Genomic DNA, 21,537 nt, shown 5'->3' on the forward strand with positions numbered 1-21,537 from the left:
CGACCCAAAAGCAGCAGGGCAGCCCTGAGCCTCTACGCCGTCCTCCGGCACCTGCAATACCAACTCGCCACCTGGCTCGGCTTCTGCCCACACTGCCACCAGCCCGTCCCCACCTAACAAAGTCCTACTAGGTCAGCGTCTGCCTGCCACGTGGGCCTCTGGCTATACATGCTGCGAAGACTTGTGGTCGTCGTTGGCCAGCCGAGGTCGGCGAAGCCGCCCAGTGCAAGATCGTCTCCCAAATTTCTCCCACAGGCGGAATCCGATCGAGAGCTTGCTACCGCCACTGAACTGACGGTCTCTTCGCGCCGAATTGGACCCGGGGTCGTGGATGACCTTGCCGCTCTTCTATATGAGCTGGTGAGTGTTGCTGGTCGTTGGTCTGCGTTGGGCTTCGTCGGAGGTAGGTAAAAGATCCACTCCCCGGTCACTCCCCGATTTCACGACGGGGATCACCTGCGGCCTGTTCGGGCATCCCGTTGCGCAGGCGCGGTCTGGCTGCCTCCCGGTGTGCGACAGGTACCAGCCGGGCTTCGGCATCCCAGAGCCGCCTGGTCCAGGGCGGGTAGCCCGGCCGCCGGAGGCGCATCCCGGGTGCAGGGTCGGAGATCCTGCCCGCCGGAGGCTCGCCGGCCCGGGCCCAGACTGCGTGACAATCCAGCGGTGCATCTCGTTTGATAGATCGATACTCGTCATCTACCCCGGAGGCGCTGCGATGAATACGACTTGGGTCAACGGTGCTTTGAAGGAGCTTCGTGAGAGTAGCCAGCGGCCAGGGCAGGCAACACCAGCGCATGGCATCGCGACCGCGCAGGTGCTGGCGTTGATCGCACTTGCGGAGGAGCTAGGTCGGATCGCCGATGCCATGGAAGCAGGGAACAAGCAGGGCTAGCTTGTCACGGCTTCCTGCAACCTGACGAAGCCCCGGTCCTCTCAACGGAGGAATGCCGGGGCTTCGTGGCGTCCGGCTAGGCTTCCGCGTCTGCGCGGCCGGGTCTGCGCGTCGCCGCAGGCGTAAGCGCGGATCCCGGACCGCGCCGGGCCGCTCACTCCGTCGCCGAGGGCAGCGCACCGCCGTCCGCGGGGGATGCGGGCGGCGGCACGCTAACCGCTCCCCGGCGACACTCGTGGGAGCGCAAGAGAGTCGGGCCTGCCGAAGGACTGACGAAGTCCGGATGTGCGGGGGTGTCCCGGCGGCCGACCGGCACGGCTTGGACGACGCGGCCGAGTTGCCCAAGCCGTGCCGTGGGGCGCAGGCTGGGTAAGTGGTGGTTGGGGTTACTGCGCCTCCGGCGGGGGCACTCCGGCTCCGGGATGCCCAGCGTGCTGGCCGTGCGGAGCGTCCTATCTACCGCTCGGCGCTGTGGCGCGCTTCAGCTTCTGTCCTGAGCTCGTCGCTTCCGAGACCCGGGCGCGGGTGCTGGCCGCAGTCGATGATCTCGGCTATTTGCGCGGCCGACCAGCCGGGCAGCTCGCCTCACACTGGCGGCGCAACGGCTTCGCCACCTGGTTGTTCCAGCCCGCCACCACGGGACGGTATCCCGGGAAGGCTCCACGGCCAGTCAGCCCGGTCCCGATCCTCTCCGAACCGTGGCCGGGTGTCTCGGTGCGGGCAGGGGAGCGACGGCGAAGGCGGACGCGTGCTGGGTGCCGATCGCCCCGGGGCTGACGCCGCACGGGCTGAGGCACACCTACAAGACCCTGATGATCGAGTTGGGCACGCCCGCGACGTTGATGGATGCGCAGATGGGCCACGCCGACGGCTCCGTGCAGGCGATCTACTCCCACGTCACGCAAGGGATGACTGAGCGGCTTGTGGCCGGCCTGACCGCGAATGGGAGGGCGGCGCTGAAGGCTCGGCGTGAGCTCAGCCCGAGATCACCGGTCGCGGTGCTCGACTGGTTGCTGATAGAGCTGAGCGAATGAGCGGCCCAAGATTTTCTCCCAGGATTCTCCTGGCCACCCTGGTGACGAGAAACGGGCCCCGCTCGTGGTGAGCGAAACCCGCTGTGACCTGCTGATTCAGTTGGTGGGCGATACTGGGATCGAACCAGTGACCTCTTCCGTGTCAAGGAAGCGCGCTCCCGCTGCGCCAATCGCCCTCGGTAAACAACCTCTTGCGAGGTGGAGACGGGATTTGAACCCGTGTAGACGGCTTTGCAGGCCGTTGCCTCGCCTCTCGGCCACTCCACCGAGCCGGCCCAGCACGACTGTGAAGGCCTCTCCGAGCGGACGACGGGATTCGAACCCGCGACCCTCACCTTGGCAAGGTGATGCGCTACCAGCTGCGCTACGTCCGCACGTCGTGTCGGCCTGCCCTGTGTCAGGGCTTGCCTGGCGACGGAAGAAACATTAGCCGGTCACCAGGGGCCTTGCCAAACCGGGGTCCCCCGGCGCGTCGCGGGGCGGCGTTCACCAGGGCGTTCCGGGTTATCCACAGGCTGGAAATCAGGCGGGCGCCGGAGGGCCGCCTCAGTGTTGGATGAGTCCATGGAGATCCGACAGATCAGCGCGGCGGAGCGCACCGCGACCATGTTCCCCCTCCAGACCTATGCGTTCATGCCCTCGCCGTGGACCGAGGGCGACGAGGAGGCGTACGAGAAACGCATGCCCTTCTTCTCCACCGCGATCAGCCTGATTGCCGAGGAGCATGGGCAGACCCTGGCCTGCGCGGCCGCGCTGCGGATGCGGCAGAACGTGCGCGGCAAGGTGCACGACATGGCTGGTGTGGCCTCAGTCGCCTCGCATCCGTCCGCCCGGCGCCGGGGCATCGTGCGGGGCCTGCTCGAGCGGCTGTTGCGCCAGGCCCGCGACGACGGGAGCACGGTCAGCGCGCTCTACCCGTTCCGGCCGAGCTTCTATGCCCGGTTCGGTTATGTGGGGACGCCTCGCCACCGGATCGCGACCTTCGCCCCTGAGGGGCTCGCTCATCTCCACCGGGCCGAGCTGCCCGGTGAGGTGGAGCGGCTGTCGATGCGGGACGGCTTCGCCGAGTGGCAGCGGCTGCATGAGCGCCTGCTGGGGGAGCGGCACGGGTTCGCGGTGTACGACGAGACGCGCGCCGCCGAGTTCCGCGACGACAAGCGGTGGGTGGCCATCGCCCGGGTCGACGGTGAGGTGGTCGGTGCCGTGGATTACCGGGTGGGGTCGTATGGCGGGGACCTTTACGCCTCCGACCTGCTGGCGACCGGGCCCCTGGGGCGGGCGCTGCTGCTGCAATTCTTCGCGCGGCACGTCGATCAGGTGGCGCGGGTGCATGTGCGGGTGAGCACCGACGAGGTGCCTGAGTTGTGGGGCACCGATTTCACTGTGACCACCGAGGCCAAGGTCGACCAGCCCCGGCACGGCGGCGCGATGGTGCGCGTGCTCGACATGCCGGCGCTGACCGGCACGGCCGCGGGCTCCGGTGACGTCACGGTCGAGATCCCCGACGATCCGCTGGTGGGTGGCCTGTGGCGACTGACCGGCGAGGGCGGTCACCTGACGGTGACCAAGGGCACGGCGACGCCGGCGGCGACTCTCACGGTGGGCGGTCTGAGCGGCCTGCTGTACGGCGTACTGGATCCCATCGAGGTCGTGACCCGCGGCCTGGGCCAGGTCGACAGCGCCGCGGTGGCTCCGCTGTCCAGCCTGTTCCCGCGTCAGATGCCCTACATCTGCGCCGACTTCTGAGGGGGCGCGTCATGGGGGGACGGGGGCGATAATCACCGGATGAAGGACAGCTCGATCCTGTCGTACAAGTCCGAGGGTTCCGTGCTGAGCATCTACTCCAAGGGGTCGGTGTTGTCCATCGGGTCCGTCGGGTCGTCGCTCTCCATCGGGTCCATCGGCTCCAACCTGTCGATTCTGTCGGTCGGCTCCTGGCTGTCGATCGGCTCGATCATGTCGGCCGTGTCGATCGGCGCGGTCATGTCGTGGCGGTCCCGCTGGGGGATCATGGCGGCGCCACCGGAGGACCTGAAGCGGGTACGCGCCAAGCTCCGCAAGTGATGAGCCGGGGTATCGCGTAAGGCTTTGCAGCGGACGCCGTCCCGCTTTTCGGCGGGGCGGCGTCCGTGGTGTGGTGCGACTGGATGCGCGATGCGGGGTGACGTGCGCGGTGAGGTGCGGCGGGATGTGCGATCCCGGGCGGCGTCCGCAGTGTCGCTGGGATGGATGTGTGATGCGGCGGCGGCGCCTGGGGTGTCGCTGGGACAGATGTGCCGAGCGGTTGGTGTCAGCGGGTGGGTAGGTCCAGGTAGGAGCCGCCGGTGATGGTGATCGTGTTGTTCGGGGGGTTGGCGTCGTAGTAGAGCGGGTCGACGGTGTCGATCACCAGGGTCAGGGCGTGGCCGGCGGGGACGTCGTAGGCGGCTGCTGAGAGAGCCAGGTCGACCTCGCCGGGGGCGGACCACGTGATCGGGGCGTGCGTAATCAGGCGGGCGGTGCCGAGGGCGTCCAGGTCGTAGAGGTAGGCGACCAGGGAGCCCTGGGTGGGGCCGGTCAGGTTCAGGTGTACGCGGGGGATGCCGCGGATCTTGAGTGGGGCGCTGGGGCGGGCGGCGGCCCAGACGCCGGCTCGGGTGCGGCTGACCGTGGGCAGCCAGATGGACGGGCGCTGGTTGGTGAACGCCGACACCCCGTTGGTCAGCAGCACCACGCCGCCGTTGGCTGTCGTGTCTAAGTCGGTGGGCAGAGGCTTGGACCAGCCGGTGGTGGGGGCGCCGCCGAGCAGGCCGGTGCCGTCCAGCGCGCGGATGCGGCCGAGGCCGTAACGGGTGGTCGACGGGCTGAGGGCGGACCAGTCGGCGTACGACTCGGTGGGGGCGTTGTCGGGGCGTACCAGAACCGGCGGGCGCGCCTCGCCGGGACGCCCGGCCAAGTGCTGATCGAACCAATCCCGTACGCCGGACCAGACGTCGTTTTCGAAGCCGAAGATGCCGCCCAGCTCGGCAATCGCGTGATCGCCGGGACGCAGCTCCAGGCGCTTGGGACCGGTGAGCGCGCCATAGAAGTCGACCAACTGGTTGGGTGGGAAGAACGAGTCACCCCAGGCGTTGGCGATCAGCACGGCGGGGGCGTTGGCGTTGATCTGGGACAGGTAGGTGGCCGGGGAACGGACGCGCGCCCAGGCCATGACGTCGGCGATGTCCCGGTTGGCCTTGAAGTCGGCGAGCTTACCGCTGAGGTCGGGGCCGGAGTTGCCGAGCAGCGCGGCGGCCAGTTCGAGCAGGCCGGCCGACTGGCGATGGCGGGTCTGGTCGCTGTAGAGCGAATACACCAGGTCGGTCCAGCCGCTCATCATGGCCACGACGCGGATCCGCTTGTCGAAAGCCGCCCCGAGCAGGCTGATTCCGGCACCGTACGAGACCCCGGCCGCCCCGATGCGGGCCGGGTCGGCGGACGTGTTGGCGAGCGCCCAGTCGATCACCTTGGACAGGTCGGCCATGTCCTTGGGCCCCGCCGTGTCGATCTCGCCGCCGGAGGCCCACCAGCCGCGCGGCGTGTAGGAGACGACGACGTAGCCGCCCTCGGCCAGCTTCCTGGCCTGGGCCAGATATTCGAGGTCGTTGAGTCCCCAGCTCGCCGGGAGGATCACAGCCGGGTAGCGGCCCGCCGCCGACGGTGCGATGACGTTGGCCTTGAGCGTCACCCCGGCACCGGCGATGTCGACGAACCTGTAGCCGGTGGTGGCAACGGCCGCGGTGACGGGGGCGGCGATGACCGACGCGGCCGCGGTGGCTGGGGCGGTGGCGATGACCGACGCGGCGGGGGTGGCGGCGATGACCGACGCGGCGGCGGGGGTGGGGACTGCGCCGGAGAGGGCGAGGCCGGCGGAAAGGGCGAGGCTTAGCAGGATCTTGCGGCGTGGCTCCATGCGCACTCCTGAGGCAGAGCGAGGACGGCGAGCCGTGTCGGCGGGCGTGGTGGCACGTCCGGTCGGTTCGGCTTGGCGTATGGGAGGTGCTGGAGCGCTCCGGTTTCGGCAGCGTAGGAGCCTGTTCCGAGAAATTGAACTTCATGACATTATCGTTACCAGCCAGTAACGTAGGTCACTTCGGAGCGAGAAGACGCAGGCCACGGCGGTGGGAGGAGCGGTCCGATGCTGTACGGGGTGCAGGCGCCGCGCCGGCGGGACGCGGTGCGCAATCGGGCGGCTATCGTGCTGGCAGCCTGCGATCTGATGACCAGCGGGAACGCCGCGGTGGGCATGCCGGAGATCGCTCGGCGGGCCGGTGTCGGCCTGGCGACCCTGTATCGGCACTTCCCCGACCGGTACGCGATGACGGCTGCGGTGATCGCCCACCAGGTCGAGATTCTGGAGGCTTGCGTCGCCGCGAACAGTCAGCAGCCGGCCGCCTTCCGCGCGATGCTCGACGCCGTACTGCGCGCGCAGGTCAGCATGCGGCCGCTCGTTCATCTCGCTCGGCGGTTGGAGCCGGCGGTGCAGGGGCGCTACCTCCGGAGGATCGTCGCCCTGCTGGCCGAGCCGCTGCGCCAGGCCCAGGAACACGGTTACGTGCGCGGTGATCTGGAGCCTGGAGACCTCATCCTGATCTTCACCATGGTCGAGGGCGTCCTGGAAGGCGGTCTCGACGGTGAGCTCCAGACCCGCGCCGCCGCCGACCGTACGATCGACCTGGCCCTCGACGGTGTCTTCCGCACAGCCTGAGCACGCCGGGCGCATCCTGGGCACGGCGGGCGCGCCTTGGGCACGGCGGGCGCATCTTGGGCACGGCGAGCGCGCCCTGGGCACGGCGAGCATCTTGAGCACGGCGAGCGGGAGCCTGGGTAGGGCGGGCGCAGCTCAGCGCTGGGCTTCCCAGCGGGCCGTGAAGGACGTGGACTGACCTTGGGCGGCGTCGTCGCTCTGGACGATCCACTCGAGCTTCCAGGTGCGGGTCGTGTTGGTGGTCGCGGCCCAGTTGCCCACGCCGTTGGCCCAGGTGTTTCTGGCGGCGATGAAGGCGGCCAAGGTCTGCGACGCGGCGCGCATGCCGGTGGTGTTGTAGAGCGTATTGGTGGGGCTGAAATCGCTGCAGTCGGTGTTGCTTCCGGTGCCGATCTGAAGACGGAAGACCATGAACGAGCTGAGCGTGCCGGTCACGGCGGGCACATACATCTGCACCGTCGCCGGCAGGGAACCGGTGTAAGTCGTGATGACACAGGCGATGGCGGTGCTGCCAGGAATGGCGTTGCTGACGGTGAAGAACTGACTGCCCCCGGACACTGTGCCGGACAACACGACGGTGCCGGCCGCCAACATGTTGCCGTCGGTCGAGGTCGCAGCAGTGAAGCGCGCGTTGGCCGGGTACAGGTGAGCCGCCGCTGCCGCAAGAGCTGTAGCGGCGGCGTACCAGCGCAGGCGTCGCCAGAGGCGGTGCTGCGGCCGGCGGGAATGTTTGCCCACGGCTCCCGGCCTCCTCCATTGACCTTTCGGCAGCATGCCAACGACGCTGAACGCCAGTCGGCTCCGGCAGCTGAAAGCCACCGGAGCCGACTAGGGGTTTGCCGATCGGTTACTGCCGCGCCTCCCAGGTCACAGCGAACTGGACACCGTCACCCTGAACCGAGTTCGGGGCGGAGAGCGGAAGGTCGTAAGAAAACCGGAAGACACGCCACTTGTCCTTGGTCATGGCAGGCATCGTGAGCAAGGCTCCGGCGTAGGTGTTGTTGTTTTTGATGAGCGACTGGATGGTGCTGGTCGCTGGCGCCATTTCGGTCCAGGTGGTGAAACCGGCGGGCGCGCAGTCGTTGAAAGCGGGAGGGAGGATCAGTTCGTTGCTGTACTCGATGTGCATGGTGGTGTACTTGTCCATCTCCGACGCGTCGCTGTCGACCCAGTCGACGTAGGGGGCGCCCGCTGCACTTTCCATCGCGTGGGGGGCCAGGCCCGTCGTGGGGAAGTACATCTTGATCGCGGTGGGCGTCAGCGACCCGGTGTATGTGACGCCGATGCAGCCCGGCGTCCCTGCGGCGCCCGGAGTCATCGACGAAGCGGCGAACATCGCCTGTGAACCGCCGTCGTTGTCGCCGATGACGACTGTACCGGCGGCAAGTTCGTTGGCGTCATTGCTGGTGGTCGAGGAGAAGCTCGCGTGCGAGGACTGCCAGACCAGCGCGGAGCAGGCGACCAACCCCGTAGCCACGGCTACCCCCCGACCAAGACGACGACTCGCGCCGGCCGTACGGATTGCCTTGCTGATGATCCCCCGCATATTGGTTTCCCCTTCATCGTTCCCCCGTGGAAACCGCTGCGGCGGCTTCACCGGTCCAGTTCGGCCGCACGGCGGCGGGGTTCGAGTAGGGGAGCAGAGCAGCTGAGTTGCGAACCAGTTCACCGCTCGACACGCGGCAGAACCGGTACGGATCAGCGTCGACGGGACTGTTCAGGATCCGCCCCGGATCGGTGAGCGGCACGCTCCCGCAGCGGTACGTGTCCGCGTCCACCGGTCGGTTCAGGATCTTCCCGGGGTCGGTCAGCGGAATGGACTTGTCGTTCGACGGCCGCCAGAACAGAAGCGCCAGCAGCAGGACCCCGGCCGCGATGACCGGCAGGTACCTTCCCTGCCTGATCCACAGGTACGGCAACCCGATCCACGGAATGCGCATGCGCGGAACCCCGACCAGGTTGGCCATCGGCACCGGCGTTGTGTCGGCCGTCTGGTTGGCGTCGCCCTTGGTGATCATGCGGCCGTCGTCGTCCAACCGGACCACCCGGTGCAGGAGCAGCTCACCGGGGTGGGCCGGGTCGTCGACCAGCACGACGGTGCCCGCGGTGATCTTGTCCGGTGATGGAGCAGCCGAGATCACGTCACCCGGCCGGATCTTCGGCATCATCGACCCGGAGACCACCACAGTCGACTTCCACCCCAGCACCACCGGCGCCACCGAAACCAGCAGCAGCCCCACCAGACACGTGACGAAGGCGTCCCGGCAGTCAAGCAGCAGCCAGCGGGCCCGCGTCCGGGCGCGTTGCATCAGCGACCGGCCGCTCCCGGGTTGCTCATGCTTGCCCACGGCGCGCAATCCCCCTGTCTTCCCTGTGTCCTTTCGGCGCCCCGCGATGACGGCTGAGGCGCTCAGAAACGGCCGAAAGACGGAGCGCCTCAGTTGCAGACTGGTTGCGCCGAAGTGAGAACCATGCGGGCGAAGCGATGGAGAATCGCCTTGCCGGCCGCACTCATCAGCTTGATCGCCGCCGTGTTCCTGCTGCCGGAGTCGTCCGCGACCTTCACGTCCGCGGTGAACGCGCCGGCCACGGTCGCGGCATCGGCCGGTTTCCCCGGTCTGCCCGAGCTCATCAGTGACCAGGCCCCGGTGTTCCACCACCGGATGGAGGAGTCACAGACGGCGTCGGTAGCGGCAGACGCCCTGGGTCCGAGTCCGGGCGTCTACGGATCGCCCCCCGATGCCCCGTCGATGTGGTCGCGTTTCGACGAGTTCGCCGGGTCGACGTCGTTCAGCGACGTCTCGGGCGCGGTCAACACCGCTTCGCTCACCGGTACGGCGACCGCCGGCCAACCCGGACCGGCCGGTGGCGCCGTCACTCTGGGCGCCAACAGTTACCTGTCGTCGGCCGGTTCACCGTTCCGGGCCGATCGCGACTTCACGATGTCGGTCTGGTTCAACATCGGAAGCGTGGTGCCGTCGACCACCCGCATCGCCGTGCTCAGCATGACCGGCACCACCGGCGGCACACCGGACAACCGCAGCGATGCCATGATCATCGCCGAGCCGCCGGCCAACTGCCCGGTGCCGTCCAGCCCCTGCTGGGCCTTCGGCATGGCCGGTGACCCGCAGAGCCAGTCAGTTCCTTTCGACATGGCCCGCAGCACCAGCCCGGTGACGGCCAATACGTGGGTCCACCTGACGGCCGTCTTCGACAAGAACGCCGGGCTGATGTCGCTCTACGTCAACGGCTCGCCGGACGGGACCAACGCGCACACGCCTGCGGCGAACGCGGCCACCGATGCCGCTCTGGACGCGGGCCGTTACCGGGACGCCTCCTGGCTGGGCATGACCGGCGGGACGCGGCTGGGCGAGGAGCGGACCTGGCGGCGGGCACTGCCGGCGGCCGAGGTCACCGAGCTCTCGGTGCGGCCCACCGCCCGGTACGCCTTCAACGAATCCACCGCCACCGGCCCGACCTACACGACCACCGGCGCCAGCACCGGCACCCCCGGCACGGTCGCCCGATCCGCCGGCCTCGCTCTCGCCGGCGGCGCCACGCTCACCGCCGGCCGCGAGGGAAACGCCTTCACGACCGGCTACCTCGTCGGCCCGGACGCGCAGCTCAATACGAACGGCAGTTTCACCGTGGCGGCCTGGGTGAAACTGACCGACGACACCACCGACCGCACCTATTTCTCGGCGAGCAACGGGCTCGGCACCGTGGCCGGCTTCGGCTACAGCCAGAGCAGCAACAGGTGGATGGTGGGTGTCCTGACCGGGGTGCTCACCGAGACGGCGACAGCCGACGTCACTCCGCCCGTGCTGAACCAGTGGGTGCACCTGGTCGCCCTGTACGACCAGTTCCACAGCCGATTACGCCTGTACGTCGACGGAGTCCCGCAAACGCCGGTGACCATCGGCACCCCCAGCGATGCCGACAGCGCGGTCGCGGTCGGCGGGCGGCAGGCACTGGGTGTGGTCGACGACATCTGGCCGGGGCAGATCGACGACCTGCGCGTCTACAACGGCTACCCGCTCAACACCGCGGCCGGCTCCAGCAGCACCACCCTGCAGACCTTCGTCGACCTGCTGAATCCCGGTCTCTCCGGCGAGGTGCCCGGCGGACTCCAGGGCAGCACCAAAACGGGCCATGCCGGCTCGACCGCGGTCGCCTTCGGCGGCACCGCCAACGCCTACAACAGCAGATACTCGGCGACCGCGGCCACGACCGACTTCACCGTCGAATGCCTGATCCGGGTCGGCCCCGGGCACAGCGGCGTGATCGCGGGATTCACCCCGTCCGCCATCCCGACCGGGCTCGGCGGCACCACCAGCGATCGGCTGCTCTACGTCGACTCGGCCGGCAAGGTGCGCTTCGGCCTGCTGCATTCCGGCACCCCGGTGACCGTCGCGAGTGCCGCCACCGTCGACGACGGCGCCTGGCACCACATCACGGCGAGCGTGGGCCCGATCACCGGCACCGGAGCCATCGCGGCCGGCGGCCTCCGGCTGTCCCTCGACGGCACAGTCACCTCGAACGCGGCGGTCACCGCGGCCACCGCGTCGACCGGCATCTGGCGCTGGGGCGGCGCGCCGTTGCTCCCGCTCGACACCTGGCCGGCCGCACCCGCCAACCCCTATCTGACCGGCACGATCGACGAGCTCGCCGTCTACGACAAGCAGCTGACCGACCAGGACGACCTCTGGCGGGTCTACGGCAACTACTGACGGGCGGGAGCCCGACGACGAATCGTTCGGGACTGAGTCGCGTATCGGCATTTTACGAACGGCATGGGGCCGGTGACCGTATTGTCAGGCACAGGCACGTCCCCCGGAGCGCTCATGAATGACATCGCTGGTCCGCCGCTGCTCCTGACCGACAACCCGGTGACCGGCCGGGATGACGATCAATTCGGGTTCGCCACCCATGGCCGCATATTCTGCGACGCCATTCAGGCCACCGTTCACCTGCCCCTGACCGTGGGCGTCTTCGGGCCGTGGGGGACGGGCAAGTCCAGCTTCCTGAACATCTGCCGCGAGATATTGGACCGGCGCGACATTCCCACGATCGCTTTCAACCCGTGGAAGTACGACGACAAGGAAGCGATCTGGCACGCCCTGATCCAGACGATCCTCACCGAGATCGCCGGCGACGCCGAGGGGCGGCGGCACGATCTCGTGGCCAAGGCCCGGCGCTTGAGCAGCACCGCCACCTGGCTCCTTCTGCGCCACGCCTCGGGCCCGCTGACCGCGGGTTTCCTGGACGGTGACGACCTGACGGCGGCCCGGGACGCCTGGCAGACCAGAGGCGTCGAGAACTACCGGCACATCAATCACTTCGAAGCGGATTTCGCCGAGGTGGTGCGGGCCTTTGTCGGCGACCGGGGGCGCCTCGTGGTGTTCGTCGACGATCTGGACCGGTGTCACGGCGACACCGCCATCGCGGTGCTCGACGCCCTCAAGCTCTTTCTCGGCGAGGCCTCCTGCGTTTTTGTCCTGGCCATGGATTTCGACGTGATCTCGGCGGCGGCCGCCAAACGCGTCGACGGTGATCGGGCGCGCGGGCGTCAATATCTCGAAAAGCTGATCCACTTTCCCTATCACCTGCCCGAGGTGCGGTTCGAGGCGGTGTTCCGGCAATTGCAGGATTCCGTGGTGGCCGAGCTCAGCGGGGATCCGGCTCTGTGGCAGCTGGCCGAGGACGCGTTCGGCGACAACCCCCGGCGGATCCGCCGATTCGTCTCGGCGCTCAACCTCACGGCGGCGACACTCCGGCTGCACTCGCAGCCGAGCCGGGATCGGCTGATGCAGGCGGCGATCCTGCTCGCGCTCCGGATGCGTTTCCCCGACTTCTTCCGGCGGGTCCAGGCGAACCCGGCGGTCTGGGTCCGGCTGGACGAGGCCGCCCGCACCCAGAACAACGCCGGGCTCCGCCAGGACGAGGTGGAGCTGGCCACGGCCGAACCGGCCCTGCCGAACCTCCTGCTGACCATCACGCCGGGCGAGCGCAGCGGTTGCTCGTTCCCGCCCATCCCGACCAAGGCCCAGATCGAGGTCGTCACGCAGGTGCTGACGGTGACCGGCGGGCCGGGAGACGTCTCGTGACCGCCGAGGCCCGCTATGCGATCGGGCTGGACATCGGCGACGGCGAGAGCTGCCTCGGGTGGGCGCCTCTCGATCGCTCCGAGCCGACGCGGATCTATGCCCGGCCCCGTACCGGGGAACGCAGCATCGTCACCGCCTGGGCCGAGGCATCCGGCCCGGAACGGCGCCGGATCATCGGCGATGAGGCCGTGACGAGCCGCGGGGCGACTCACTTCAGCGTCACCTTCAAGGAGGCGCCGGACGCGCTCGCCGCGGAGACGCCGCCCGCCGTCATCTTCGCGCAATCGCTGCTGGCGGAGTTCCGGCAGCACCATCCGGAGGTCGTGCGGGACGGTACGGCATATGTCGGCCACCCGGCCGGCTGGCCGCCCGAAGCGGTCGCCGCCTACGCCCGGCACCTCAGCGTGCTGGGCCTGCCGGTGCGGCTCATGCCCGAGTCGCAGTCGGCCCTGCTGCAGGTGCGGGACCGGCGTCGTGACGACCGGCACCTCGAACAGGTCCTGGTCGTGGACATCGGCTCGTCCACCACCGACTTCACGATCGTCGAGGACCTCGCACCGAGGAACCTGCCGGTGGGCGCCATGCTCGGCTGCCGGCGGATCGACGAGCAACTGGCCGGCCTGGTCCGGGCGGCCCTGGGGCACGACGCGGCTCTGACGCGGGCGCTGGCCACCGACGGCGGCCCGGATTTCCTGCTCCTGGCCTGCCGGTGGGCCAAGGAGGCGCAGTTCTCCGGCGTGTCACGACGGATCATGGACCTGCGCGAGTCGTGCGACGAGCGCTTCCGGCCGATCGTCGCGACCGCGTGGACCTGGTTGCTCGACCTGGAGATTCCGCAGCTCGTAGCGGCGCCCGGTGGCTGGGGTGACGACTTCCGGTCAGTGCTCACCGAGGTGGCCGGCCTGCTCGGTGATCGGTGCCCGCAGCTGGTGGTGCTCACCGGAGGCGGGTCGCGCATGCCTCTCGCGGGCCGGTTGTGCCGCGAGGTCTTCCCGGCCTCGACCGTCGAGCACGACGAGGATCCGGCGTTCGCGGTCGCCCGGGGCCTGGTGAGCAACGGACAGCGCCGAGCCGACGTCGACCACTTCCGGCGTGACATGACCGATCTGGTCCGGGCTCCGCAGACCGAGGAGAAGGTCCGGACGGAGGCTGCGGCGGCCCTGGACAGCATGAAGGACAAGGTTGCCGCGCAGGTGATGGAGGCGCGCGGGTCGGCCGCCGACCTGACCAACCACATCAAGTTCGGCATGTTCGAGGCGAAGCGCGCCCTCGAGGACGCTCTCGTCTACTACCTGTCGATGCGGGTGGAGAGGATCTGCCGGCGTTACGGGGTGCCCACCGATCGCGTACGGCTCGAACTGACCCTGCCGAACCTGTTCGCCGACCAGCTGGACCGCATCGTCGAACGTGTCGGCCGGACCGGGCAACTCGCCGAACACACCAGCCCCGCGGCACTGGGTCAGCTCGGCCTTCCCGGGAACGTCGCCGGCCATCTCTTCAGCTCGGCCCTCGACCGGGTACGGCAGAGGTTCGCGCCCGCCGTGACCTCGGAGATCGCCACCTTCGCGATGAGCTTCGCCGCCGGCGGCTCGGGGTGGGCCACCGACCGGGTCGCCCGAGCCTGGATCCAGCACCTGCTCGGGCTCTTCGAATACTCACCGGAGTACCTCGACCGGATCACCGCCGAGGTGCTGGCCGCGGTCACCGAGCAGACCGGCGATCGAGCCCGCCACCTGGAGCGCTGGCTGGCCTGAACCGTGCGGCCCGGACGCCCTGTACGGCGGAACTCACCGGCGCCGCTTACCCTGGTGCGGTGACTGATCTTGGTGAAACCGTCGTCCAGCCCGAGCTCATTGCTACCCACTACCTGACCAGCGTCGACGACGTGGCCGAGCACCTGCGGGCGGCCAACCAGCTCGGGCTCGGCGTGCGGGTCCGCAGCTACGTCGAGGCGAGCGAGGACGGCGAGGAGCTGATCGAGGGCTGGGAGGTCGAGCTGCTCACGTCGTCCCCCCTCCAGGAGGCCGAGGCGGCCGAGATCGAGGCGGCCGAGGAGGAGTAGAGCCGGAGTCCCGTCGACACGGTGGGCGATGATTCAGGCATGCCCCAGCGCCTGTCCTATGCCGACGCCGTCCGGATCCTCGGCGGGACGGGACCGTTCGCCCAGGCGGCCGACACCCTGCTCGGTGGGGTGCTCAGCGTGGCCACGGCCGGCGGCAGCGATCTCGCGATCAGCCTGTTCGACGCCAAGACCGAGGTCGTCCGGCTGGGTGGTCTGGTCACGACCCGGATCAACGATTCCGTACGAGGTCTGGGCCGTCACGACCGCAGCGAGCGGCTCCAGGCCGCGCATGTGGTGCTGGTGGTGACCGCCTTCTTCGAGGCGCTCGACGACTGCCTGGCCGAGGCGGCCGTCGGTCATCCCGGGTTCGGGCGGGACGACCAGCTGCTGTTCGTGGCCGACCCGGCCGGTGGCACCCTGATGGGCCGTCTACTCAGGACGGCCGTGCCGATGCCCGCGCCCGAGGTCCCGTACGACAAGCTCCTGGACCGCCTGGAGAGCTGGTTCGCCGAGGCCGCCGCGCGGATGAAGACCCACCTCGCCGGCCTCGCCCCCTGGGACGACGCCGACGACCGCGCCCGCGTGGCGGTGACCGGCCTGATCGAGCTGCGGTTGCCGGGTGAGGCGACGAAGAAGTACGACGAGGCGCACCGGCGCCTGGCCGCCGAGATCCCGGAATTCGCCGTCTGGGCCGATCGGCTGGCCGACCGGGCCGCCACCCACGGCCTGGAACGTCTGGAATCCGTGCTGCTGCAAGCCACCTCGGGTCGCGATCCGAGCCGGCACCGCGCCGCCCTGGCCCGCGCCTACCGCGCTCACCTTGGCCGCCCGGTCCTCGGCGGCGACGCCGGTGAGGTGCTGCTGCCCGCGCTGGGCACCGCCTATCTCGATCCCCTCTTCCGGGTCCGCGCGTCAGCCGCGGGCGCCCGCCCGGCCGACGACCACTGGTGGCGTGACGCCCCCATCCGCACCGACCTGGCCGCGTTCCTCGCCTCCTTCCTGACCACCACGCAGGCCTGCGAAGCGCCGATGCTGCTGCTCGGTCAGCCGGGGGCCGGCAAGTCGTCGCTGACCCGCATCCTGGCCGCGCGGCTGCCCGCGAGCGACTTCTTCGTCTGCCGCGTCGCCCTGCGCGACGTGCCGGCCGAGGCCGAGATCCAGGATCAGATCGAGCTCGCGCTGCGGGCGGCGATCGGCGAGGCGGTGTCGTGGGCCGAGGTCTCCCGGGATGCTCAGGGGGCGCTGCCGGTCGTGCTGCTCGACGGCTTCGACGAGCTGCTGCAGGCCACCGGTCTGCACCAGTCGGACTACCTGCAACGGGTGGCGCTCTTCCAGCAGCGGGAGGCGTCGCTCGGGCGGCCGGTCGCGGTCATGGTCACCAGCCGGATCGCCGTGGCCGACCGGGCCCGCCTGCCCGGGGGCGCTCTCGTCGTACGGCTGGAGCCCTTTGACGACAACCAGATCGAGCGCTGGGTGCGGGTGTGGAACGAGACGAACCCGGGCCGGGAACCGCTGCCGCTGGCCGCCCTGCGGCGCTTGCGGCACCTCGCCGAGCAGCCGTTGCTGCTGCTCATGCTCGCGCTCTACGACGCCACCGGCAACGCGCTGCAGTCCGGCGATCTCGACGGCGGCCGGCTCTACGAGCGTCTGCTGGCGTCGTTCGCCGCGCGGGAGGTGCGCCGGGTGCACGCCGGGCAGCCCGACTCGGCGATTCCGGCGCTGGTCGAGCAGGAGTTGCTGCGGCTGTCGGTGGTGGCGTTCGCGATGTTCCACCGCCTGCGCCTGTGGGTCACCGAACGCGAGCTCGACGACGACCTGGCCGGCCTGGGCCTCAGCCCGTCGCGCCCGGGCCGCACCGAAGCCTTCCGCACCCCGCTCACCGCGGGGCAGGAGATGGTCGGGCGCTTCTTCTTCATCCAGCGCGCCCAGGCCGTCCAGGACGATCAAACCCTTCTGACGTACGAGTTCCTGCACGCCACCTTCGGCGAATACCTGGTGGCCCGCTTGGTCGTGCAGGCGGTCCGCGACACCGAGGCGCGCGAGGCGGCGGGCACGCTGGCGCTGCGCCTGGGCCCGGCCGCCGACGACGACCTGCTGCGCTCCCTGCTCGGCTTCACGTCCCTGACCGCGCGGGCGACGGTGCTGCCCTTCATCGCCGATCTGCTCGACGGTCCGGATCGCGACCGCTTGCGGACGTGGCTGGCCGGGCGCACGAGCCAGGCGGTGACCAGGCCGACGTACGCGGAAAGCCCCTACCGCCCGGTCGACAAGCGCATCGACCACTGGATGGCCACCTACTCGTTCAACCTGCTGCTGCTCACCCTGGCCTGCGGCGGCCCGGTCCGCGCCTCCGACCTCTTCACCCGGACCGACGACCCCGCGTACTGGCTACGCGGTTCCGCCCTGCAGTGGCGCGCGGCGATCCCCGGCGACATGTACCTCGACGCCATGCAGGTCCTCACGGTCGAGCGGGTCTGGCACCGCGGCCGCCGTGACATGGTGCTGACCCACCGCCCGGGCGGACTGCCGCAAGCCGTGGACGTCGGCTGGATCAACGACTTCCCGCCGGGGAGCGAGCCCGCACCGGTCTATCGGGCCCGCTACGAGATGCCGTCCGTGCTCAAGTCGATGCGGTTGAGCAACGGCGTCGGCGACGACACCGTCCTGCACGCGCTGGAACCGCTGGCCGGCCGGATGCCGGAATCGCTGACCACCTTCGTGCGGCACGACACCGGCGGCGACGAGTCCCTGGCCCGCAGCCTGATCGAACTGTGGCAGGCCTCCGCTTTCGAAGAATCGCCGGACACCTTGATCACTCGCTACGAGCGCTTGACGGCGGCGATCACCGCCATCGGCCCGGTTCCGGACAGTCCCGCCATCACCCTGATGATGCAGGCGCTGCGAGCCGACGCCGACCGCCTCCCGCCGGACCGCGTCATCGCCATCACCCGCATCCTGATCACCCACGGGCAGACAGCCACTCCCCGCGCCGCGGAACTGGCTCTGCGTAGCTTGCTGACCCCGGGCGTGACCGCGATCGGCTCCGCAGTCGCTCCCTTGTGGATGTTGCTCGCCGACTTCATGGAAACCCTCGACGACGACCTGCTGGCGCGCACCTTCCACGCCATCCTCACCACAACCGACGCCGGCGACGGCAAGGTCCGAGATCTCGTACGCCAACTGGACACCCTCGACGACGGCCGCCGAGCCGCCGCCCTGGAGCACCAAGACCCGAACCTGGCCGTACGCCTGGCCGCCTTCCGCTGACCGGCGGCCGGTCTCAGCCGCGTCGTTCGAGCCAGTCCACCGCGCACGGGGCGTACCCCGGCGAGGGCAGGAAGTCGGCCCGCAGGAACACGAAGTCGTCGTCCGGAAGCTTGATCACGAAGCGGCCGTCGGTGATCTCACCGACCACCGACAAGTGACGTTCGAAAGCCTCGGGTTCCACCGTGACCGTGACCACGACCCGGCCCGACGGCACCGGCCGGCGGTCGTCACTGGTCACGACCTGACCGACCACGACGTTGCCGTCGTTGCCGAACTCGCTCAGCTCGGTCGCCCGGCCGGTCGTGACCTGAAGGCCCGCGCCGCCGAGCAGCTCGAGCGTGTGGCGGGGGTCGTCGTCCGGGTTCTCCGCGTACGCGTGCAGGCCCAGGTCGTTCGGCACGCGGGTCAGCTTCTCGACGCTGCGACCGGCCAGGCCCCGCCGCACATCGTCGGGGATCCGGTCGTCCTTCGGGTCGAGCGCATACTCCATCAGCACGCTCACCGGACGGGTCTCACCCGGCTCGAGCCAGAGCCACCGGTTCTCCACATACGTGCGGTACAACGGATTGCTCTGCTCGCCGACGATCCACACCCGGGTCGGCTTGTCGTACGGGTTGCCCACCTCGACCACGGTCTCCTCCCGCGTCGACGCCGAACTGGTCGCCGTGTTGAACCGGTCGTAGTTGGACTGGGCGAAGTTGTTGAGCTCGGTCATCTCCACGACCGCCGGAGCCGTGGGCACCACGTAGAGCGGAATTCTGGCGATCACACAGAAATGGCCGGTGGCGGGCGGCACCCACGTGGTGGTGAACTCGACCGTCGCGCCGGGGGCGATGTCGCGGATGTCGGCACCGAGGAACACCTCCGGCGCTCCACCGAGGGTGAAATTCTTGATCGAGAAGACGACGCGCACCTGAGGCGCCATGATCGTGCCGGCGTTGCGGACCCGGGCGACGACCGTGTTGACGTTGCCCACCCACGGCACGTTCGCCCACGCGGGGTCGGCGAGGTTCTTGGCGTTGCGCACCTCGATGTCGGGGGACTGCCAGGGACGGCTCGGCGAGGCCGGCCATGGGCGGATCGACGGGTCGGGGCGGCCGTTGACGCCGTACCGGATCCGCAGGTCGGCCCGGTCGCCGTTGATCGCCGTCACATCGGCCCGGAACTCCACCGGGAACGGCGACGCGTCGATCTCCCGGTAGGTCTGCCCGGCGGCCAGCACCGCGCCGTTGTCGTCGCCGTCGCTCGGAAGCAGCAGGATCGCCGGCCTCGCGTAGGGGGAGACGAATACGCCGGAGGCGACGTCCGTACCGAGGACCCGGTCGTCGGTGGGCAGGGAGCGATCACCGATCTGAGGGTTCTCGCCGTTGCGGTATTCGAAGTAGTAGTTCAGCCCGTCGCCGATGCGCACCTCGACCGCGCTCGAGCGCCCGGCGGGCGGCAGGCCCCGCTCGATGGCGTGCAGGGTCACCGTCTGGTCGACAGGGCTGGCCCCGCCCGCGAAGTTGAAGCTGCGCACGGCCGAGCCCGGCGTCCAGCCGAGCATCATCCGGTGGGCCGCCGACACGTGCGGGAACGGGTCGTCGGCGTGCATCAGGTCCCAGCCGCCGACGTTGCGCCCGGCCACCGAGGGCGCGTACTGGTCCCACAGCCCCAGGTTGTGACCCAGCTCGTGGGCGAGCGTCTCGTGGATCTCACGGTCGCCGGCGACACCCCACTCGTTGGGCATCGACACGACGCCGAGGTTCTTCTGCCCTTCGGCGGTCGCGTACGGACCCCAGGACCCGATGCTCGCGTACGGCCAGGCCGAGCTCCCGTCGGCGCTCTGCGAGACGCACACCACCGAGTCGAAGTCGTCGTAGTCGATCAGCCCGTCGGCCGCCGTGATCGCGGCCTGGAAATAGGCGCCCTTCGGGGTGCCGTCCGCGTTGAAGTTGGTGCTCCAGTCCGTGCCGAGCGACACCGGCCCGAACACCTGGGCGCTGAGATCGAACTTCCCGTACGACATCTCCCGGAAGAACGCGCGCGTGCTGCGCGTCTGCCCACCCGAGACCACACCGTTGATCGTCTCGTCCATCCACCGGTCGCGGTGACCCTGCAGGGCCGCCGGGTCGGTGGTGAATCGCTCCGAGGTGGTGTCCACCAGCAGCAGGGCAATCCGGCGGGTGCCCAGCGCCGGCACGGTCCCGACGTTCTGCGGTCCCGACGGTCCACCGCCCCAGGCCGACCCCGCGAGGTGAGCGGTCGGCGACCCGCTGAACCAGACGCCGGGCCCGACGCGTTCCTCGACCCACACGGTGGTCAGCTCGTATTTCGCCTCGTCGACCACGGCGCCGGTCGCCTTCTCCAGCACCTGGACGACGTGCGTGCCCGGCTCGTAGCCGCCGAGAAGCATGATGGTCGGCTCGGTGGGCGTGTGTTTCGGCCCGCGGGCCGGCGAGACGATCCCACCCGCCGCCCCGGTCGGAACAACGAACTCGTAGTCGTCGACGGTCGTCTCACTGCCCGGGTCGATGCGCACCTCCACCGGCACGTAGGCCCCGACGAACAACGTTTCCCGGTCAAGCTTGATGGTGACAGCGGCTGCCATGCTTCCCCCTGAAGTCTCCGGCTGCCGGTTCAGAGCACGCCGGCCCCCGCCTGATACCTCACCGCGCGGCCGGCTCCCAAGCTGTCACGCCGGCGGCGCCAACGTGATGGGCGAGCAACTCGGGCACCTGATTGAGGGCGCTCGATAACCGAACATCATGGTTCAGGTTCGGCCGTTCCAAGTCGGTGAGCTCCCCTTCCTCGGCGGTGCGGCGCCCCTTTTGGAGTTCCGGGAGACCACCCATTTGGATGTTGCCTATCTTGGAGGCTCTGCGAGAGGCTTTCACCAGAACGGGTTACACCAGCGCTTCTCAGCCGGAGCCCGGCACGACCCTCAGCCAGGCCCACCCGCTCATAGGATGCGGCCCGCCCGCGTGCGGCAGGCGGACCGCGGATCCAACCCGGGCCGAAAACCTAAGGATGGTCCCCTTGTCTCGAACCAAGTCGGACAGAAAAAGCCTAACCAAGAGAAGGTCGGCGTACCAGTCGCCGAACGGTCGTCAGTCGCCCACCGCCAGGGTGGCCGTAGCAGCGTGCGGGCTCGGTGGTGCGGCCGTTGCCGCGCTCACCAACTTCGCAGCTCAGGCCGGCGTTCAGGGCAGTCTGGTGCAGCCGACCTACGGAGCCGTGTGCTTGATCGTGGCGATGACGCTCATGGTGATCGCCATTCTTATGAATCGCCGATACTGATCCGGTCGTCAAGAGGTGAGAGGGATGCGGCGGGCCGGAAACCCGTCGCATCCCTGGCCCGCGGCGAAGGCCGAAAAGGGGCAATCCACGCCGACTCCCACATGATCGAACAATGTGCATGGTGGCTTATCGATTGACGTCGAGACGTGCGGTCCGAGGTGGTCGTCCCA

14 protein-coding genes, 3 tRNA genes and 1 pseudogene are annotated in these 21,537 nt (G+C 69.4%); 10 read left to right on the forward strand and 8 right to left on the reverse strand.

Annotation, left to right across the window (positions count from 1 at the left end; translation table 11 throughout):
- Window positions 1-715: 715 nt before the first annotated feature.
- Window positions 716-892, forward strand: a complete 177-nt coding sequence (locus NAG42_RS22990) for a hypothetical protein (RefSeq protein WP_250032926.1) — start codon at window positions 716-718, stop codon at window positions 890-892.
- A gap of 492 nt (window positions 893-1,384) precedes the next feature.
- Window positions 1,385-1,908, forward strand: a pseudogene (locus NAG42_RS45575) (tyrosine-type recombinase/integrase); the annotation flags it as partial.
- A 119-nt stretch (window positions 1,909-2,027) separates the two neighbouring features.
- Here the strand turns inward: NAG42_RS45575 and NAG42_RS23000 are convergent.
- The 3 genes from NAG42_RS23000 to NAG42_RS23010 form a co-directional block, all read right to left on the reverse strand.
- Window positions 2,028-2,102: transfer RNA gene (locus NAG42_RS23000), tRNA-Val, on the reverse strand.
- Between the two features lie 20 nt (window positions 2,103-2,122).
- Window positions 2,123-2,193, reverse strand: a tRNA-Cys gene (locus NAG42_RS23005).
- A 34-nt stretch (window positions 2,194-2,227) separates the two neighbouring features.
- Window positions 2,228-2,300, reverse strand: a tRNA-Gly gene (locus tag NAG42_RS23010).
- A gap of 190 nt (window positions 2,301-2,490) precedes the next feature.
- On the opposite strand from NAG42_RS23010, the gene NAG42_RS23015 reads away from it, so the two are divergent.
- Window positions 2,491-3,672, forward strand: coding sequence for a GNAT family N-acetyltransferase (locus NAG42_RS23015; protein ID WP_250032928.1), 1,182 nt, complete (start codon window positions 2,491-2,493; stop codon window positions 3,670-3,672).
- A 39-nt stretch (window positions 3,673-3,711) separates the two neighbouring features.
- On the forward strand, window positions 3,712-3,990 hold the full coding sequence (locus NAG42_RS23020; protein ID WP_250032930.1) for a hypothetical protein: 279 nt from the start codon (window positions 3,712-3,714) through the stop codon (window positions 3,988-3,990).
- A 226-nt stretch (window positions 3,991-4,216) separates the two neighbouring features.
- Here the strand turns inward: NAG42_RS23020 and NAG42_RS23025 are convergent, their stop codons facing one another.
- Complete coding sequence (locus tag NAG42_RS23025; RefSeq protein ID WP_250032932.1) at window positions 4,217-5,857, reverse strand: CocE/NonD family hydrolase; 1,641 nt, start codon at window positions 5,855-5,857, stop codon at window positions 4,217-4,219.
- A 225-nt stretch (window positions 5,858-6,082) separates the two neighbouring features.
- On the opposite strand from NAG42_RS23025, the gene NAG42_RS23030 reads away from it, so the two are divergent.
- Window positions 6,083-6,652 (forward strand): TetR/AcrR family transcriptional regulator, encoded by a 570-nt coding sequence (locus NAG42_RS23030; RefSeq protein ID WP_250032934.1) that lies wholly within the window; start codon window positions 6,083-6,085, stop codon window positions 6,650-6,652.
- A gap of 135 nt (window positions 6,653-6,787) precedes the next feature.
- Here the strand turns inward: NAG42_RS23030 and NAG42_RS23035 are convergent, their stop codons facing one another.
- The 3 genes from NAG42_RS23035 to NAG42_RS23045 all read right to left on the reverse strand — a co-directional run bounded on the left by NAG42_RS23035 (window position 6,788) and on the right by NAG42_RS23045 (window position 9,000).
- Window positions 6,788-7,426 carry a hypothetical protein gene (locus tag NAG42_RS23035; protein ID WP_250032936.1) on the reverse strand — a complete coding sequence of 213 codons (639 nt, stop codon included), beginning with the start codon at window positions 7,424-7,426 and terminating at the stop codon, window positions 6,788-6,790.
- A 73-nt stretch (window positions 7,427-7,499) separates the two neighbouring features.
- Window positions 7,500-8,129 (reverse strand): hypothetical protein, encoded by a 630-nt coding sequence (locus NAG42_RS23040; protein WP_250032938.1) that lies wholly within the window; start codon window positions 8,127-8,129, stop codon window positions 7,500-7,502.
- 82 nt (window positions 8,130-8,211) lie between these two features.
- Window positions 8,212-9,000, reverse strand: a complete 789-nt coding sequence (locus NAG42_RS23045) for a signal peptidase I (protein ID WP_250032939.1) — start codon at window positions 8,998-9,000, stop codon at window positions 8,212-8,214.
- A 150-nt stretch (window positions 9,001-9,150) separates the two neighbouring features.
- On the opposite strand from NAG42_RS23045, the gene NAG42_RS23050 reads away from it, so the two are divergent.
- From NAG42_RS23050 to NAG42_RS23070, 5 genes are all read left to right on the forward strand, one after another.
- Entirely contained in the window at window positions 9,151-11,382 is a 2,232-nt protein-coding gene (locus NAG42_RS23050) for a LamG domain-containing protein (protein ID WP_250032941.1), read from the forward strand.
- 114 nt (window positions 11,383-11,496) lie between these two features.
- Window positions 11,497-12,759 (forward strand): KAP family P-loop NTPase fold protein, encoded by a 1,263-nt coding sequence (locus tag NAG42_RS23055; protein ID WP_250032942.1) that lies wholly within the window; start codon window positions 11,497-11,499, stop codon window positions 12,757-12,759.
- Window positions 12,756-14,513, forward strand: a complete 1,758-nt coding sequence (locus NAG42_RS23060) for an Hsp70 family protein (protein WP_250032944.1) — start codon at window positions 12,756-12,758, stop codon at window positions 14,511-14,513. Before NAG42_RS23055 ends, NAG42_RS23060 begins: the two co-directional genes overlap by 4 nt.
- A 59-nt stretch (window positions 14,514-14,572) precedes the next feature.
- On the forward strand, window positions 14,573-14,821 hold the full coding sequence (locus NAG42_RS23065; RefSeq protein ID WP_250032951.1) for a hypothetical protein: 249 nt from the start codon (window positions 14,573-14,575) through the stop codon (window positions 14,819-14,821).
- Between the two features lie 39 nt (window positions 14,822-14,860).
- Window positions 14,861-18,088 (forward strand): NACHT domain-containing protein, encoded by a 3,228-nt coding sequence (locus NAG42_RS23070; RefSeq protein ID WP_250032953.1) that lies wholly within the window; start codon window positions 14,861-14,863, stop codon window positions 18,086-18,088.
- 13 nt (window positions 18,089-18,101) lie between these two features.
- Here the strand turns inward: NAG42_RS23070 and NAG42_RS23075 are convergent, their stop codons facing one another.
- Window positions 18,102-20,678, reverse strand: coding sequence for a CARDB domain-containing protein (locus NAG42_RS23075; protein WP_250032954.1), 2,577 nt, complete (start codon window positions 20,676-20,678; stop codon window positions 18,102-18,104).
- Window positions 20,679-21,537: the final 859 nt, after the last annotated feature.

The organism is Paractinoplanes maris, from assembly GCF_023544465.1.
Taxonomy (GTDB): Bacteria; Actinomycetota; Actinomycetes; order Mycobacteriales; family Micromonosporaceae; genus Actinoplanes; species Actinoplanes maris.

Bases quoted from the DNA above. Each gene is read 5' to 3' on its own strand.
- NAG42_RS22990 (WP_250032926.1), top strand. From the start codon at position 716: ATGAATACGACTTGGGTCAACGGTGCTTTGAAGGAGCTTCGTGAGAGT.
- NAG42_RS23015 (WP_250032928.1), top strand. From the start codon at position 2,491: ATGGAGATCCGACAGATCAGCGCGGCGGAGCGCACCGCGACCATGTTC.
- NAG42_RS23020 (WP_250032930.1), top strand. From the start codon at position 3,712: ATGAAGGACAGCTCGATCCTGTCGTACAAGTCCGAGGGTTCCGTGCTG.
- NAG42_RS23025 (WP_250032932.1), bottom strand. From the start codon at position 5,857: ATGGAGCCACGCCGCAAGATCCTGCTAAGCCTCGCCCTTTCCGCCGGC.
- NAG42_RS23030 (WP_250032934.1), top strand. From the start codon at position 6,083: ATGCTGTACGGGGTGCAGGCGCCGCGCCGGCGGGACGCGGTGCGCAAT.
- NAG42_RS23035 (WP_250032936.1), bottom strand. From the start codon at position 7,426: ATGCTGCCGAAAGGTCAATGGAGGAGGCCGGGAGCCGTGGGCAAACAT.
- NAG42_RS23055 (WP_250032942.1), top strand. From the start codon at position 11,497: ATGAATGACATCGCTGGTCCGCCGCTGCTCCTGACCGACAACCCGGTG.
- NAG42_RS23070 (WP_250032953.1), top strand. From the start codon at position 14,861: ATGCCCCAGCGCCTGTCCTATGCCGACGCCGTCCGGATCCTCGGCGGG.
- NAG42_RS23075 (WP_250032954.1), bottom strand. From the start codon at position 20,678: ATGGCAGCCGCTGTCACCATCAAGCTTGACCGGGAAACGTTGTTCGTC.